Genomic DNA, 17,353 nt, shown 5'->3' with positions numbered 1-17,353 from the left:
AACTGGAGTCATGATGGAACTTCGCAACAAAAAGATTTCTTTAGATCACTTTATGTCAGAACGTTTTCACGTTTTACAAACGTGGCACACCGGCAAAGACGTTGAGAAATTTGAAGATGGCGTTAAGTATCAGCAAACAATTCCTGAGTCGAAAAATTTTGCCAGGGCGTTATTTGAAGCAGACCGCCAAGGCATTACGTTGAGCCAACCTCGTGCTGGGGTCGCATTAATCGAAGAACATATCGCACTGCTGACAGCGTTGCAAAAAGATTGCGACCTCCTGCCCACCACGATTGATGCCTATACCCGCCTTAATCGTTACGAAGATGCGGCCATCGGCATCCAAAAATCTATCGAAGCAGGGACATCAAAACTCAATGGTTTACCGGTCGTCAACCACGGTGTCACAGCTTGTCGCAGCATTACTGAAAGCTTGTCTAAACCATTACAGATCCGGCACGGAACACCTGATGCACGGCTGCTGGCCGAAATAGCGATGGCCAGTGGCTTTACCAGTTACGAAGGCGGCGGTATCTCCTACAACATCCCTTATGCAAAACGCGTAACGCTGGAGAAATCCATTCGTGACTGGCAATACTGCGATCGCTTGATTGGGGTGTATGAAGAACATGGCATTCGTATCAACCGCGAACCATTTGGCCCATTGACCGGCACCTTAATCCCACCGTTTGTGTCCCATGCGGTCGCGATTATTGAAGGGTTACTCGCGCTGGAACAAGGTGTCCGGTCTATCACCGTGGGCTACGGCCAGGTGGGTAACATTGTGCAAGATATTGCGGCTATTCAATCGTTACGCGAGCTAGCCCATGAATATTTCCACGCCAATGGCTACGACAATTACGAGTTGAGTACCGTGTTCCATCAATGGATGGGCGGGTTCCCGGAAGATGAATCCCGCGCATTTGCGGTTATCTCTTGGGGGGCCGCAGTGGCGGGCATGGCAGGCGCTACCAAAGTTATTACCAAAAGCCCACATGAGGCCTACGGGATCCCAACCGCTGAGGCAAATGGTCAAGGGCTAAGAGCCTCGAACCAAATGCTGAACATGGTACGCGACCAAAAATTCCCACCTTGTCTGGAGGTTGACCGCGAGGTCGATTTGATTAAGCGCGAAGTTCGCGCCGTTATGAACAAAGTGCTGGAATTGGGACAGGGCGATATTGCGATAGGTACCGTGCGTGCCTTTGAAGCGGGTGTGCTTGATGTGCCATTTGCACCCGCCACCTGTAACTCCGGCAAGATGATGCCCATCCGCGATAACCACGGTGCCATTCGTGTCTTCGATCCGGGTTCAGTTCCACTGCCTAAAGATGTGCTAGCGCTCCATCATGACTTTGTTGCTGAACGCGCTAAAGAAGAAGGTCGTGCACCTTCATTCCAAATGATCATTGATGACATTAACGCTGTATCCCACAGTAAATTAATAGGAAGACCATAATGAAAATCAAACACGCTCTGTTCACCGCCGGTTACTCATCTTTCTACTTCGATGACCAACAAGCCATCAAAAATGGCGCGAAATTGGATGGGTTTATCTATCAAGGCAAGCCTGTTACTGAGGGATTTACTGCCATTCGGCAGGCGGGTGAATGCGTCAATGTCCAATTAATTTTAGAAAATGGGGCCGTGGCAGTGGGTGACTGTGCCGCAGTGCAATACTCAGGCGCTGGTGGTCGTGATCCTTTGTTTATTGCAGCAAATTTCGTTCCTTTCTTAGAAAAACATATCAAACCCCTACTGGAAGGGCGCGATGTCAGTGAGTTTCGCCTGAATGCCCGTTTCTTTGATGACGTGACCATTGATGGCAAACAGCTACATACCGCCATTCGTTATGGGCTTTCCCAGGCATTGCTGGATGCCACTGCGTTAGCCACCGGGCGTTTAAAAGCGGAGGTAGTGTGTGACGAATGGCACCTGCCGCTGGTTGCCAAACCTATTCCGTTGTTTGGTCAAAGTGGCGATGATCGTTATATCGCCGTGGATAAAATGATCGTTAAAGGCGTCGATGTACTGCCGCACGGCCTTATCAACAACGTTGATGAAAAACTGGGCCGCAATGGCGAAAAACTGCGTGATTATGTGAGTTGGTTAGCCAAACGCGTAGCTGAACTGCGCGTTGACCCTAGCTACAAACCGAATCTGCATATCGATGTTTACGGCACCATTGGCCTGATTTTTGACATGGACCCAATGCGGTGCGCCGAGTATATCGCCAGTCTGCAAGAACAAGCCGGCGATCTGGATCTGTATATCGAAGGGCCGGTTGATGCAGGCAATAAACCAGACCAAATCCGCCTGTTAACTGAAATTACCCGCAATCTGGCAAAACTCGGTTCGAAAGTCAAAATTGTGGCCGATGAATGGTGTAACACCTATCAAGACATCATCGATTTTACTGATGCGGGTAGTTGTCACATGGTGCAGATCAAAACCCCTGATTTAGGCAGTATTCACAACATCGTGGACGCGGTTCTTTACTGCAATAAAAAAGGGATGGAAGCGTACCAAGGTGGTACCTGTAACGAAACTGATATCAGCGCCCGCACTTGTGTGCATGTCGCTATCGCCTCCCGTCCAATGCGTATGCTAATCAAACCAGGGATGGGTTTTGATGAAGGGATGAACATTGTGTTCAACGAGATGTCTCGCACCATCGCGCAACTTAATGCAAAGGCTAACTGATATGTCTAAGACTTTTAAAATTCTCTCACCAACGGCCATCTTGGGGTACGGATTCCCGGAAGAGAGCTTTATGAAAGCGATGGAGGAGTCGCCTGATTTAATCGCCGTTGATGCGGGTTCCTCTGATCCCGGCCCTCACTATCTGGGTGCCGGTAAACCTTTTACCGACCGCGCTGGGGTAAAACGCGATCTGCGCTATATGATTACCGCAGGGGTGAAGAATGGTATTCCTGTGGTTATCGGTACTGCGGGTGGTTCAGGGGCTGCACCGCATCTGGAGTGGTGCCGCCAGATAATTTTAGAGATTGCCAAAGAGGAATCTCTCAATTTTACGCTGGCCGTTATCCCTGCCGACGTCAGTAAAGAGGTGGTCCATGCCGCCCTTGATGCTGGCAAGATTCAATCGCTGGATTTTGTCCCAGAACTGACTCATGAAGCCATTGATGCCACGACCTATATCGTTGCTCAAATGGGGATCGAGCCTTTTCAGGAAGCATTGCAAGCTGGCGCGCAAGTGGTGTTAGGTGGCCGTGCTTATGATCCCGCCTGCTTTGCAGCGTTACCGATTATGAAAGGATTCGATGAAGGTCTGGCGTTGCATTGCGGCAAGATTTTGGAATGTGCTGCTATTGCAGCAACTCCGGGATCAGGTTCTGACTGTGCAATGGGTATTCTGGACGAAACTGGCTTCACTTTAAAAACCTTCAACGAGAAACGCCAATTTACTGAAACCTCGGCCGCAGCACATACCCTGTATGAAAAGTCAGACCCTTACTTCTTGCCCGGCCCCGGCGGCGTGTTGAACCTGAAAGCCTGCCGCTTTGAAAATGTCGGCAATGGACAGGTTCGTGTCAGCGGATCAGTACATGAAAACACGCCATACACCGTGAAGTTAGAAGGCGCGCGCCCAGTAGGCTATCGTACCCTGAGTATTGCTGGCACCCGTGATTCCATCATGATTGCCGGTATCGATAATATTTTGGTCGAAGTGCGCAACAGTGTCGAAAAAAACCTGAAAATCGATCCTGACGCGGTGAAGCTCAATTTCCATCTGTACGGTAAGAACGGTGTCATGGGTAAAATGGAGCCAGAGCCGGATACCACTTCATATGAATTGGGTATTTTGCTGGATGTTGTCGCACCGACTCAAGCCATGGCCGATAGTATATGTTCACTCGCCCGCTCTACTCTGCTTCATTATGGTTATGCCGGGCGAATAGCTACTGCGGGTAATTTGGCCTTCCCATTCTCTCCGTCAGATATTCGTGCAGGACTGGTCTATGAATTCTCCATTTATCATTTGATGGAATACACGCCAGAAGTTGCATTTAAATTCCGCCTGGAAAATGTAACAACCGAAGGAGTGGTAGCATGAAAAAATCAATTTTAGATTTGGCACACGTCGTCAGATCGAAAAATGCCGGTCCTTATGAATTGGTGCTGGATATTTTATTTAAAGACAAGGAAATATATTCAAGCATTAAAGCGTCAGGGCAATTTAAAAAAGAATTGATTGCGCAGCTCTATAAAATTGAACCCAAATTTGTCCATCGTATCGTTTGGTTCGATCCCGCTAATGCTGTCAAGGTGGTCATGCCGCGCAACCTGGTATCGGGCGCGGTAGGCGATACTGATGTCTATGGTGCTCAGCAACATGCGCCATTATTGAAGCTCGAGTTTACTATTTAGCATTTTATCAGCCGTATCAGTTCCATTAGCTGTATTAATAGAAAAACACCCAAATAATCCGGTGCACTGAGCTGCGTTATTCGTCTCTCCCTGCGCCGTGATTAATATAGAGGCAAATACAACATCAGTACCGTTATTAAATGATTTTAGAACAACGATACCACTCTACTTATAAATGGAATCCTTATGAAATCAAAAAATTTGACCACAATGATCATATTGGGTCTGATAATAGGTATTATTGTCGGGTTTTTAATTAATTCCTTTAGCAGCCCTGAGTTCGCCAAGTCGTACTCATCTGAAATATCTATTTTCACCGACATTTTCCTGCGATTGATCAAAATGATCATTGCTCCGTTGATCATCTCAACATTAGTCGTTGGGATTGCAAAAATGGGTGATGCCAAAACCTTAGGGCGCGTTTTCTCAAAAACGCTGTTCCTGTTCATTTGCGCTGCATTCATTTCCATTCTACTCGGGTTGGTAATTGTTAACCTGCTGAGACCGGGTGATGGGATTAACTTCGTGGCAGCAACGGCCAGCGCTGTTGACGGTATCGCACCGGTGCCATTCTCCGCTAAAGTGTTTATCTCACACGCTATCCCAACCAGTATTGTGGATGCGATGGCACGTAATGAAATCCTGCAAATTGTTGTATTCTCAATATTTATGGGGATTAGTCTGTCCGCTATCGGTGAAAAAGCTGCCCCTATCGTTTCGGTATTAGATTCGTTAGCACACCTGATGCTGAAGCTCACAGGTTATGTCATGTTGTTTGCCCCACTGACGGTATTTGCTGCCATTTCAGCCATGATTTCTGAGCGTGGCTTAAGTGTATTAGTCAGTGCTGGCATCTTTATGGGCGAGTTCTATCTCACCCTCGGCCTGCTGTGGCTTATTTTGATTGGCTGTTCAATCCTTCTGATTGGCCGCTGCACATTGCGCTTAATTAAAGGTATCAGCGAACCCGCACTGTTAGCCTTTACCACCTCAAGTTCTGAAGCCGCTTTCCCTGGCACGTTAGAGAAATTAGAAGAGTTTGGCGTGTCCAACAAAATTGCCAGCTTTGTGTTGCCGATTGGTTATTCCTTTAACCTTGTAGGCTCCATGGCATATTGTTCGTTCGCGGTCATATTTATTGCTCAGGCATGTAATATCCATCTGAGCATGGGTGAGCAAGTCACCATGTTGTTGATTCTGATGTTAACCTCAAAGGGCATGGCAGGTGTTCCGCGTGCGTCGTTAGTGGTTATTGCCGCAACATTGAGCCAGTTCAATATCCCGGAAGCAGGGTTGATTCTACTGATGGGCGTTGATCCCTTCCTTGATATGGGCCGTTCTGCCACTAACGTGATGAGTAACGCCGTTGGTGCAGCATTAGTTGGGCGTTGGGAAGGTGAACACTACGGTGAAGGCTGTCGTGGCGTGGCAAAAGCGCGCACAGAAACCGTCATGGTTCATGAGACGGCCACGATACAAGAGACATTTACTCTCGAGGCGCAGGCCAAGTAATATCGGCTCTCTATGCACCATCTGAAAAAGCATACAGCCCAAGCTTGCAATAAGCTTGGGCTTTAGATTTGGCGAAGGGGTAGCCGCTCAAATTGTTATAATGCGTAACCAGCCTCAAAAAAGGACGACAGCACGTTTTCCCATCACGCACTCCAACTATAAATTATGCGCATAATTTAATGACTCTACAATATGAGAGTATTTTGTGGCATTAACACAAGAATGGAAGAGCTTCATTGTGTGATCGATAATCCAAAATACTTCCATATTGAATATCGATCGTCACAATACATAACACAATGACAGCGTATATATCTTCATGCCGCAATTTTAATTTCTGATACATAGCCTATTCTATCTATCATTTTCATAGCAGCATCTAGTGTTTTAAAAATCCGTGCACCTCCCCGCTGGAGTTCAATAATTTCAATATTATCGGTCCCATATAAGCTTATTTCAATAATCCAACCCTCACCGCAATGCCTAAGCCTTACTCCAATGACAATTCCCATTTCTACGGCCTCTTTAGCCATAAACACCTGCATTTTACACCTCATTATAATAATAACTATAAAAATGCCATAATATAGTGCCAAAAAATATGACCCACACTAATAAGGAACTGTAATTTTCAAAAACCAGATCACGCTCTTGGCAATAGCCACACAGATTGCAGTATGAATTATACTTTCATATTCTTTTACTCTGTTAACTCCCATAGAATTTAACCCTTCGGTCATAGGGTATATCTATGACCGTCTAAATGCTCTCTAGAATATCCCATTAGCGAATAAGTCTAATCGTCGTAATAATTATTTAGATTAAACCTTTCCAATAATCGATAGTGAATCGGAAAACGAGACTATCTGATTGAACAGCGATTTTTATCCTTGTTTTCGCGAAAAGAATTAACGTGATAGCCCAAGGTTACTACGACGTTAATACTTAAATCAGTTAAACGTCACCAGCATTTCGGCTGCCGCGCTTACAGCCCCCGTCGGCAGTGAACTGCCCCCCGAGCATAAGCGCCACGTCACCTGATTGGTGATTGTCTGACTCGTCTGAGCACTGGTAATACTGCCTATTTTTAGCGGTGTACTATTAAATTGCACCCCGTTGGTTGAATTGCAACTCCCACTGCCCGTCACCGCATTATTAATTTCACCGGTAATATAACCACCGCCTTCATTTAATGCCAGGCGGGTTGCCACACCGCCATATAAGCTGGTTAATGCCCTAAATTGTACATTAATGTTGGCATTAACCTGAGCCGAGGACTGTGAGCATTGGGTTATAAACGGGTATGACAAGGAGCTCAGTTCAGCACCGCTCTGGAGATTTTTAGCAACAGTGCCAAAATCAATCATGACTGGTGTATTGACCGTACATTCCAATGTTGAAATACGTAATACCGTACCTGCAGGAATAACTTGTTTATTTGCGATTGAGTTATATGTAATTGTTTCAAACCATAAATCAAGGGCGATATTATTCTGACTGGTCTGCGTTCCATCGGCAACAATAATCACAGTTCCTGCTGCAGTCGCATTTATAGGCGTACCCGCCTTATAGAAATAATCAACAGCACTCATTCTTGGCGGCACGCACCATTGCCTGCCCGTTGACAGTGGATTGGTAATAATACTCCCATTCGAGGTCACCGCCCGTGTTTCCGGTAAACCCATCGTACCCGTGAGTGTCTCTGACGTATTGTTCGCCAACGTATAATTTGCACTGATATTCGCTCTGGGAACAATCCCGACGCCTGGAGCAATTTTATATGCCTGGTAGCCCGCGATAGTCGTTAATGCCCCGATAGCACAGCCAGTTCCTGACTGAGGCGTTTTAACAAAAGAAGCCACCCCATAATATAGACTGGAAGAAGTGCTCGCCGATTGTACTGTTACGATATTTGAGACACTAAATGGCATCCCCTCCCACACAATACCACTGCCTTTACCAATGGTAATGGTGTCCGCCATGGCAGACTGCCCCATCAGCGCCAGCAGGCACAGGCCAAGGGAAGGATGAAATACCTTGCGCCGTAAGTATTGACTGATTCTTTTCATATTTTCTTTCCTACAAATTCATGTTTACCGGATGCCAGGCGATTAACTCACGTCACAACGCGCCGTTAATTGGCGAACAGGGTTACTCCCCGAGCTTGCTGCACTGTCCGCCAAATCAAACACTGCGCGGCACTGCTGGTCCGCACCCTGGCCCCATTTCGTCATCAGTCGGCCCTTTTCCGGCAGCCCACTCAGGTACACCTGACCGGCGTCGCCAACAATACCGGTGTTGTTTTCACTCCCGGAACCGCCTTCCACCGTCACCAGTGCCCCAAACGGAATGTTGCTTTCCCCCCGGCGCAACGTCACCAGCGCCTGATACCCCACCCGCGTATCAAACTTCGCCATCACCACCGCCCCTTTGGTCGGGTAGACCTTCAGGCTCGATTTCGCCATGTCGACATCATCCGGCAACGTGGCCGGGTTCAGGCTGATATTGTTGTTCTGGTAGTTCGATAAATACGGCACCACCGCATAACCCCGGCTGTCGGTGCGCACATTCCCGTTCATCACCTCGACACCCTCCGCGCCTGGCGCACTCACTATCGCCACCGAACTGCCCAGCATTTGCCCCAGCGTCACCCCTTCCGGGTGGACAACCAGGCTGCCGTTACCGCTGAGGTTCAGCGAACGGAACTGATTGCTGTAGCTGTACCCCATGTTTGCCATCCCTTTACTGCCCTGATAGCCCGCATTCAGGGTGGAATTGTCACCACTGCTGCCATTTGACTGGCTCTGCATCGCGCTGTAAGAAAGACGGTCATCCAGCGCATTGCCGCTGACCCCAACCTGCTGCTGCACCTGCCCCTGATTATTATGCGTCATTTGATAGTTAACATAGTGGCGGCTCACCGCCGGGGATGAACTAAACAGGCTAAACGGCACCTGCATGTTCATGGATAACTGGCGATTTTCAGGCCACCCTTCGTCACCTTTTATCCGGTCAATGCTGTAAGCCACACCGAGACTGACACCCCGGTAACTGGTGTTGTAACCGGCTGAGACCGTGTTATTCACCTGGTTATTGCCCCAAAAATCATTGCGGGAGGCCGACAGATACAAAGCCCCCCAGTCCCCCAGTTGCTGGCTGACACGCATCTGAAAATTGGAACGCTGACGCTCTAAGGCCCAGGGCACCTGACTGTCATTGAGTTCATATCCCAGATTGTTGAAATCCGAGAAACTGTAATAGTGGCGGGTCGAATACCGGTAGGCCGCCAAATCCACAGCGGTGCCGGTGCTCAACAGGCTTTTGGCATAACGCAGCCGATAAGAGCGGCCTTGTTGCTGTTCATCCTGCCCCTGCAATCGGGCTGTGGAGGTGGTGACATCGGCTGAAAGCGCGCCAAAAGTCCCCAGTGACAGGCCCGACCCCGCCACAAAAGAGAGATAGTCGTCAGCCATCAGCCCACCGCCGTACAGGGTGATGTCATAGGGCAAACCATAAATAAAGGTGCCCAGCGCAAACGTGGCCTCACGCGAGCCTTGCGTTATCCCGCCGTCGTAACGCCCGGTGGTAAACTCATATTTGAGGGCGCCGGGGCGTTGCATCACCGGTAAAGAAGAGAATGCCATTGTCTGGCTGCGCACCGTGCCGTCAGCCTCAGTGATAGTGACCGTCAAATCCCCGCCCTGACTGGTCTGATAGAGGTCATTAATGCGAAACGGCCCCGGTGCAACATAGGTTTGATACACCACATTACCGTTCTGGCTGACCGTCACCCGCGCATTACTTTGCGCAATACCGGAAATCTCCGGGGCAAACCCCCGCAGGCTGTTAGGCAGCATTTCTTCGCTGGAATTCAGCTTAATACCGCGAAACGGAATATTGTCGAACACCTCATTGCCGGTACTGCTTTCCCCCGCCAGCACCTCAGCGCGCAAGGCATGAATATCGCGCTGTAAATAGGTATTGGAAAAGCGGGTGTTTTGCTGGCTCGTCGACGCAGTGCCACTGTTCTGGCTGCGGGTATAGGTCATGTCACTGCGCAAACGCCAGGCCTGCCAGTTCAGCCCGTTACGCAAACTGGCAAACAGATTGGTCTGTTCGCTGCTGTCCATTCCAGCCCGCGCACGTTGCCAGTTTCGGCTGCCATTCAGGCTATAGTTCATCAGCAACGCGGGCACGCCGTCGTCCCACAATGCGGGGTCGACATAACCGGCGGCGTTTTGCTGCATGGCAATCTGCGGCACACTGATGTCCAGCCGCAATTGGGATAAGTCAAAGTGCACCTGCGCATCAGGAATAAGGGCGGCCAAATCATTGACCGGCTGGTCCGGTGGCAATGCGCTGAACCCCGGCAACGCCGCAGTATTGACCCCCAATTCATGGAGGAGCGCTGGCGTCAGTTCCGGTTGCACCTGACCTTGTGCATTCTTTTTAAAGTTAAGGGTGTGCTGCCCCTGATCCGACTGATTCATCCACAATGTGACCAGATAATGGCCCTCTGCGACCTGGCCGGCGGATTCAAATGCACTCAAGTCGGTGCTGGTCGACTGCGCGCCGCCCAATGACAACAAACGGGGGTCAAAATAGTCACGCGCCCAGACAGGGAATGCCCCGGCCAGCAGCCAGACTCCGGCCATAACGAACGACACGATGGGCCTGTTACGCCTGTTTTTTATTGTTATGTTGTGCATGACGTGAACCTGTCCATCAAAATCAGAAAAAATCATGGCAGAAGCTGTTTGAATACACGACGCCTGCACCCGGTAAGGCAAGTGTTACGTACGGTGACAGCACGACTACCGGCGCCTTGTGGGTAAATACGTCGGGTGGGTAAAACAGCAGCGCCATCATCATCGGAATAAACAGTGTCAGGCGCGTCATTCTTTCGTTACAGAGTAAAAAGGAAAAAGGTCACAATGGCAGGTGGCTGAAGCCACCCGCCATCAGGACAATCAGTTATAGGCAAAGGCAAACAGGATAGGCGCGCTAACCGCACCGATGCTGATACCCGTTGCGGTGGTTGACGCCAGACCGGCCTGCAGGTTCAGTGTCTTGGTATTAAAGTCACCTGCGGCTGGCGTTGAGCCTGCAGTCGCTACCAACAGCTTCTCATTATTGTTGATATAGGTGGTTGGTGTCGCAACCTGGTTCAACATGATGCCGGTGTTAGTACCGGTAGAGTTAAACATGTTCGGGTTACCCCCCAGAACTGGCCCGCTCACCACCAAATAGGCTTTATCACCCGCAGCACCCGGCGCATCACAGTTGTTCAAGCCCACAGTGAATGACTTTTTGCTGGCAGGGATTGGGGTGGCAACACCGCTAAATGCAGATGCTGCATAGTTACCCAGGTCCAGATTATTGGTCGACAAAGAAACATCACAGGTTGACGCAACAACGTTAGCGGTAACCGTTAATTGGGCGTTAGAGGTTGCTTGTGCATTCCCGGCTACCGCCAGTAAGACCAACGCGGCGGGAGTCAGAGAGAAAATAGTTTTACGCATGGAACAATTCCTTCATGGTGATATTGATTTTCGGTTACCCGATATATAACGTGGTTGTTTTAACCACAGATAAATGCCCCCCGCTATTACATAATAGGGAGCGTTAATACAGATAAATAAAATATAAATAACGATAATTAATTTATTATTAATATGTACATACTGATTTAAATCGAGCGATTAAATATTGCCCCCCTAAAAACGCGGTTGTTTATCGGCAGAGGATAAAATCACTGTCGGTTACCTCGGTCATACGGTCATAGAAAACTCTATTTTTACTGAATATCGGTATGCGGTGCTAATGCTGTTGCTCCCCTGAACAAAAAAGGTGATATAAACCGGTGTTGGCTACGACACCTTGGCTAAATCAGGATGACACAATCATAACAAGGTTTTAAAGAAAGTATATTTGAGCATTTATTTAGCTTAAACATAGATTTTTATATCGATAATTTAATTTATACATTTTATTATTCTTATAAATTATCTTTAAAGTAAAGAAATTAGTATAATCAACTTGTAAAGTAAAATGTGGTAAGGAGGTGCTTTAATAGTATGAGACTGTCGGCAGTGATTAAATGTTTAATTCTGCCTGTAGTGGCCCTTAATGCCCATTGAGTGATATCGTTCTTCATGTCAGTGTTGGTTGACCCTGTTTCCTTTGCCACAAAAAAGAGCTGTCAGTCATAAAAAATATTTCAAAAAGAAAATTTATAAGAGAGGCTTAGCCGAAGACAGTATTGCCATTTTTGATTTAGCGCCGATTAAAAGGTTTTTTAGCCCATTAGAGTTATAGATGATATATATACTTAATCTTACAATTGTGTTTAATCCATCAGAAAAGATATTGGTGGTGTTAAATGACGAAGATCAGGGGTGACATTTCCAACCCGGCTATTGCTGAATTTATCCAACATCTGAATGAACCAATAGAAATAGACGTGCTACTGAAGAACGTGTGGGAAGACTATGGTTTTATTGCGTCGAACAGTAACCTGAATATAGATGCGCTTGACCTGATCTTGATCGATAAAATCGTTGATATCGGCCGTTCCACAAGTAAATCGAAGATGCTTTCATGGCATTTCCCCCAAGGCTTTAACTGAATAAACAGTATGGCTGAGCCCTGACCACGACCGGCATGACAACGCTTATGCATGGATCAATAACACCGCTGCCGCGTTTAAATTCGCAGCAGCCGGATAGCACTCATATCAGCTTCGCTTCTCTGAGTTCACTTTTTAAGTAGGCATAATAGATAGGGGCGGCAACTACACCCGCTAGCCCGAATGCCGCTTCGAATATCAACATTGCCAGCAGGATCTCCCAAGAATGGGCATTGATCTTAGTACCAACAATACGAGCATTGAGGAAATACTCAAACTTGTGGATCACAATCAGGTAAAGCAGCGCAATCAACGCAACACCGAGTGATACCGACAGACCAGAAATAAAAACAATAGTATTGGAGATAAGATTGCCTATCACTGGCAGCAGGCCAAAGATAAAGGTAAACACCACCAACGTTTTCGCTAATGGAATATAAATCCCACACAGAGGTAGCACACCGAGGAGAAAAATGGCGGAGAAGACGGTATTAATCGTCGATATTTTAACCTGAGCAAATACGATGTTGCGAAACGCCTGTGACAGCAGCGAGATCCTTTTCATCAACTCACTCTTTAGCAATGGTCGATCCCCAGTACTATCAATGCTGCACAGAGAAACTATCGCCCCAAGTACCATACCGATCAACATGGTGACCAAGCCATGTAGGATGCTTTTGCCCATGGTCTGCAACAGCACAAGATGTTGCTGCAAACGGCTAAGGATCTCGTTTTTCAGTTCCACCACGCTCAACGGCAGATAGCCCGGCAGATATTTTGCCACTTCCTGCTGGACATCCTGCAGTATGAACGCAATACGGGTGTTGATACCGGAGATATTCTTCATATCCTGCATCAGATAACCAACGATAGTACCGATAATTGTGGTCAGCAAGCTGACGACAAGAGTACTGATCACTGCCACAACCAACCATCGCGCCCGTTTATCGCCGATCACTTTTTGAAAATGTGGTGTGAGGATGTTCACAATCTCATAGACCAGAAAACCGGCCATAAAACAGGTGAGAAGATTCAGCGGCAACAGCAGCAGTATGCCCCCCATCACAAAGATGAAACTGGTTATTCTGGCTTGTTTTAAATTCATTATCTGCATTGTTACTCGCTTACCCTGGATAGGATAAAATGTTTAACTCTCTGTTTAGCCTTAAATTCTCTTTACAAAGAGTGACTGCGGCCCCACCAGCGAGCATAAATGGATCTTGCTCACGCGGCTATCAAAAAATTCATTACTAGTTGCTGGCGTGTTTGGCTTGGTCAACTAAAAGTTCTTGCCTTCTTACTGTTGAAGTGTTCACTGGTGCTGAGCGCTGCAGACATCATACTCCTCAAGATAAAATTGCCATTGTGCAGCAAAGTCTGGAGCAGAAAATGACGGCGGTGACTGCCGGTAAAGGTGCTGTCCTCCACCCCCAAACTGACCACAGCCATCACACAAATACACGAGCCTCAAAACCTTCATGGAAAGAAAGCAATGGGAGTCGAGATCGTGAAAGGGCCAGTGGAGTATGGCCGGGCTAAAAATGGATAACACATCGGCGATATCACTCGCTATGGAAATATCGATCCCAGCGTGGATAACTAACATAAGGATGATCTTACGTCTGGGAATATAGGATTAAATCCAACCACCTAATATGAGTGAAATACAAAAAAATCAGTAGTGACAAATAATCTATTGTAAGAATGGGGTCTTTTTCATACCCATTACTTGCCAAAGTATAATTCGTAAGAGTAATTATTAAATAATTTATCGGTACATTTTAGCACTCATTTTTTCCACGAAATCGTTAGCTCCGGAGTTTCCTCGAATAATGACATAATAACGGTAATGATGCTTTTCCGCGTATTCTTTAATTTGCTGTTCAGCGAACATACCGTTGAAAGTCACCGTAGTAACAAAATGTAAACCTTTCACTTCATAAGTGCTGATTTCAGTTGGCGAACCAAGGTAAGGAGGAGGATATACCGTCTTGCGTAGCGAACTGCAACTGGTTACAAGTAAAGTCAAAAAGATAATAGAAACAATTCTCAAGGGCGGCTTCATGGTAGGTTTATCCATTATCTATTGTTGCAAATAGGAGTTTTACATTTTGTATGATCCTAGATATGGTATATCAACTTTCACTGATAACACATCATATTTTGTGGTGATTAAAGCGAAGTTGCCAGACAGTTTGGCGATCAGATCCGCTGCGTCGTGAACGAGACACTCTGGGGGTTACAGCAGCGTGATCGACGTTGTTTATCAGGTCAAAGAGGGCGCATAATGACTATTATTACGCCTGCCGGAGCAGGCGTCAGTCGGGAGGATTTGCTGGCGGCAAACCGATTGGCTGACACAATTCTCACAACCGCGGATAAACGGCTAAGGATGATCAGGCAAAGGTACGTGTGAATCGGGAAATACATCCCCCCAACAGTAAAGAATAGTTTTAAATTTCAGTGTCAGGTACCTCACTTTACGCAATGAACTGCGCGAGCGTCCCCGAACGTTCCCATCAACAATATTATCCTGATGTTAGCGCCCACTCAGAAACGCGTTCAGCTCATACCAATATCACACACTCACTATGCTTTTTCTTCGTTACCCGCATTTTCTTTCGGTTGCGCATCGAGTTCTTTGGATAAAAAATAATTCAGGAAAGTACGGATAACCGCGATAACAGACAGCTTTATCAGTTCCTCCATCTCAGGATTCACCGTTGTCGCCAAAATATCTGCCGCCAGTTGGAATTCCAAGGCAATAGCCAACCCACTGCCTAAAGACAGGCGGGTTCTCGAACTGAAGAGCGTACTCCCACGGTAGACAACCATGACGTAGAACGTTCTTAGTAAGCCAATAAACACACACAATACTGACATCGCCTCCAGTGCGAACTGGAGAAAAATAACGCATTGAGTGAGAAGGTGTTTCAAAAGGATAATATCCATCCCTGTCCTCTGATTGATGGTTGAACTGATGTGAAGCATGGAGATTATGGTCATCATATCGCCTTTTGCTAACACATCAACGGCGATGACTGTATTTGCAACCACCCGATAAAGTTCGCAAACGCGTTACAAACTGGACATCAGCATCTCAGGAAAAACGCTCAGCCAGCTTTTCAAACACTCGCTCAACAGCGATTATGGGTGTAAATGCAGTTGTGCGAGCTAGGGTTGATGAAGTTCTAAAAATGAGGCTGTTGTTATACTGCCCCCTATAGGACCTTACTGTTCATACAGATGCAAATATGCAGGGTGTCATCGTTGACGACACAGTGCTACACGCTTTAAATGGAAAAAGACGCCATCAAGGCGCCTTGAGAAAAATGCATATTTCAGGATAATCACTCAACAGCGATAGGTTTATCACTGGTTTCGGTTTTCTGTGTGCCCTGAATTGTTTTAACGCGTTGTTCAAATTTACTCACTGCATCAGCATCCGGCAACAGTGAGTAGGTCAGTTCAAACACCGTACTCTGTCCCGGTTGCAACTGTTTAACTCGGCCCTGTTTCCGCTCGATGGTCACCGGATAAGCGTAGTTGGTGCCTGGTTCGATGCCGGTGACATAACCCTGTTTCAACGTATCCGTGTTTTTCCACAGAGTCAGCAGTGGCAACTGATGGGTATTAAACTCAATCGACGCACCTTTGTTACCCGCTTGATTGACTATGCCAGCCAGAGTTTTGCCCTGCGCATCGGCGTAAGGCACCATGTTAAACACCATTTCATCAAAGTTCTTGGTCGGCCCCGCGTAAGTCTGCCAGTCTTTCATGCCTTTTTGGGCATAGTCATTGAAAGGTGAAATAGATTTCACTGGGGCGACGAAACGCGCACCCTGCTCGAGAAGCGGCTGACCAAAATTGCTGTGATAGATTATCTGGTAGTCATGCGGGTAGTCGGACTGGTTAGTCAGGGTGTCGTGTATGGTCCAGGAGTGGCTGCCTGGTACATAACGCAGTTCAGTCCAGGTTTCCAGTTTAGCTTTCTTGAACGTGTGTTCTTTAATCAGGCCGCGCACTGTAATTTCATAGGGCGCAGTGTCTGCAATGTCCACGACCACTTTCGATGCTGGCGTATTACCCGCACGGCCGTGCAGCGTGTAAATCATACCGTCAGCAACCACAGGGTGCCCAGTCCATTCAAAGCCGCAACGCACCATCATCTCGTTAAATCCTTCCAGCCAGCCTACACCGTTGCGGCTTTCGAGATTGATAAACGCCGGATTGACCACTTCATTAACTGGTGAATCCCAGCCAAGTCGAATGTTATCACCGCTGACATAGAGTAAATCCATGCCGCGTGTCGGACTGAGTGCAATAGTCAGCCCTTTACTGGTGATAGTCAGGACTTTGGAACCTTCCTGTTTACCGCCGTGCAGCACTTTCTGCTCGATGCTGAAATCTGCACCCGCCAGCTTCAGCTTTTTGCTGCTAGTTTGCCAGTCACCCTTGTCCATACCGGCTTCAGCATCGGTCAGCACGAAAGATTGTGCCGCGACCTGCCATGACATCAGCCCCATTACCATGCCCGTTACAATGATTTTTTTCATTCTTTATACCTTTTGCTGAATTGATTAAGTTAAAGCAACTTAAGCCTAGTGACGACCACGGTATAAAAATGTGACAGCTTTCAATTCACGGAACATTGGCACGTTACAATGGATTAATTTGTGGGTTAATACACATTTATATGTAAAATTATTATCTTAATTGCATTTATTTAGTGATATTGCGCAGTGAAATTCAGTTAAAAGCTGATTCGATTCAGTTCGTTATTTTACGTTATGCACATAAAACCAGAGCAGAGCAGGATGT

Annotated in this window: 14 protein-coding genes; 6 read left to right on the top strand and 8 right to left on the bottom strand. The window is 47.2% G+C overall.

Annotated features, from left to right (window positions below; all coding sequences use genetic code 11):
- Positions 1-13 precede the first annotated feature (13 nt).
- The 5 genes from A6J67_RS11090 (at position 14) to A6J67_RS11070 (ending at position 5,904) form a co-directional block, all read left to right on the top strand.
- Entirely contained in the window at positions 14-1,459 is a 1,446-nt protein-coding gene (locus tag A6J67_RS11090; protein WP_032907373.1) for a methylaspartate mutase subunit E, read from the top strand.
- Positions 1,459-2,703, top strand: a complete 1,245-nt coding sequence (locus A6J67_RS11085) for a methylaspartate ammonia-lyase (protein WP_032907374.1) — start codon at positions 1,459-1,461, stop codon at positions 2,701-2,703. Before A6J67_RS11090 ends, A6J67_RS11085 begins: the two co-directional genes overlap by 1 nt.
- Before the next feature lies 1 nt (position 2,704).
- Positions 2,705-4,078 (top strand): acyclic terpene utilization AtuA family protein, encoded by a 1,374-nt coding sequence (locus A6J67_RS11080; RefSeq protein ID WP_032907376.1) that lies wholly within the window; start codon positions 2,705-2,707, stop codon positions 4,076-4,078.
- Positions 4,075-4,392: a DUF4387 domain-containing protein gene (locus tag A6J67_RS11075; protein WP_032907378.1), complete on the top strand. Its 318-nt coding sequence runs from the start codon at positions 4,075-4,077 to the stop codon at positions 4,390-4,392. Before A6J67_RS11080 ends, A6J67_RS11075 begins: the two co-directional genes overlap by 4 nt.
- 186 nt (positions 4,393-4,578) lie before the next feature.
- Complete coding sequence (locus A6J67_RS11070) at positions 4,579-5,904, top strand: dicarboxylate/amino acid:cation symporter (protein ID WP_080608167.1); 1,326 nt, start codon at positions 4,579-4,581, stop codon at positions 5,902-5,904.
- A gap of 317 nt (positions 5,905-6,221) precedes the next feature.
- Here A6J67_RS11070 and A6J67_RS11065 read toward each other — a convergent pair whose 3' ends face one another.
- From A6J67_RS11065 to A6J67_RS11050, 4 genes are all read right to left on the bottom strand, one after another.
- Positions 6,222-6,437, bottom strand: a complete 216-nt coding sequence (locus tag A6J67_RS11065; RefSeq protein ID WP_125461919.1) for a hypothetical protein — start codon at positions 6,435-6,437, stop codon at positions 6,222-6,224.
- A 417-nt stretch (positions 6,438-6,854) separates the two neighbouring features.
- Positions 6,855-7,973 carry an adhesin gene (locus A6J67_RS11060; RefSeq protein WP_226967897.1) on the bottom strand — a complete coding sequence of 373 codons (1,119 nt, stop codon included), beginning with the start codon at positions 7,971-7,973 and terminating at the stop codon, positions 6,855-6,857.
- A 42-nt stretch (positions 7,974-8,015) separates the two neighbouring features.
- The gene (locus tag A6J67_RS11055; RefSeq protein ID WP_226967896.1) at positions 8,016-10,571 is read right to left on the bottom strand and encodes a fimbria/pilus outer membrane usher protein; all 2,556 of its coding nucleotides are present in this window, start codon (positions 10,569-10,571) and stop codon (positions 8,016-8,018) included.
- 303 nt (positions 10,572-10,874) lie between these two features.
- Positions 10,875-11,426 (bottom strand): fimbrial protein, encoded by a 552-nt coding sequence (locus tag A6J67_RS11050; RefSeq protein WP_042568297.1) that lies wholly within the window; start codon positions 11,424-11,426, stop codon positions 10,875-10,877.
- A gap of 860 nt (positions 11,427-12,286) precedes the next feature.
- On the opposite strand from A6J67_RS11050, the gene A6J67_RS11045 reads away from it, so the two are divergent.
- Entirely contained in the window at positions 12,287-12,532 is a 246-nt protein-coding gene (locus tag A6J67_RS11045; protein WP_005192359.1) for a hypothetical protein, read from the top strand.
- Positions 12,533-12,635: 103 nt separating this feature from the next.
- On the opposite strand, the gene A6J67_RS11040 is transcribed toward A6J67_RS11045, so the two are convergent.
- The 4 genes from A6J67_RS11040 to A6J67_RS11020 form a co-directional block, all read right to left on the bottom strand.
- Positions 12,636-13,646: an AI-2E family transporter gene (locus tag A6J67_RS11040; RefSeq protein ID WP_050074765.1), complete on the bottom strand. Its 1,011-nt coding sequence runs from the start codon at positions 13,644-13,646 to the stop codon at positions 12,636-12,638.
- A 654-nt stretch (positions 13,647-14,300) separates the two neighbouring features.
- Positions 14,301-14,612, bottom strand: a complete 312-nt coding sequence (locus A6J67_RS11030) for a hypothetical protein (protein WP_226967895.1) — start codon at positions 14,610-14,612, stop codon at positions 14,301-14,303.
- Between the two features lie 509 nt (positions 14,613-15,121).
- The gene (locus A6J67_RS11025; protein ID WP_032907905.1) at positions 15,122-15,484 is read right to left on the bottom strand and encodes a DUF1622 domain-containing protein; all 363 of its coding nucleotides are present in this window, start codon (positions 15,482-15,484) and stop codon (positions 15,122-15,124) included.
- Between the two features lie 398 nt (positions 15,485-15,882).
- A complete protein-coding gene (locus tag A6J67_RS11020) occupies positions 15,883-17,088 on the bottom strand; it encodes an aldose 1-epimerase family protein (RefSeq protein ID WP_005192367.1) in 1,206 nt (401 codons plus the stop codon).
- Positions 17,089-17,353 lie beyond the last annotated feature (265 nt).

Origin of the sequence: Yersinia sp. FDAARGOS_228, assembly GCF_002073315.2 — a bacterium.
GTDB lineage: Bacteria > Pseudomonadota > Gammaproteobacteria > Enterobacterales > Enterobacteriaceae > Yersinia > Yersinia intermedia.
This window is presented reverse-complemented; position numbering and strand designations above follow the sequence as displayed.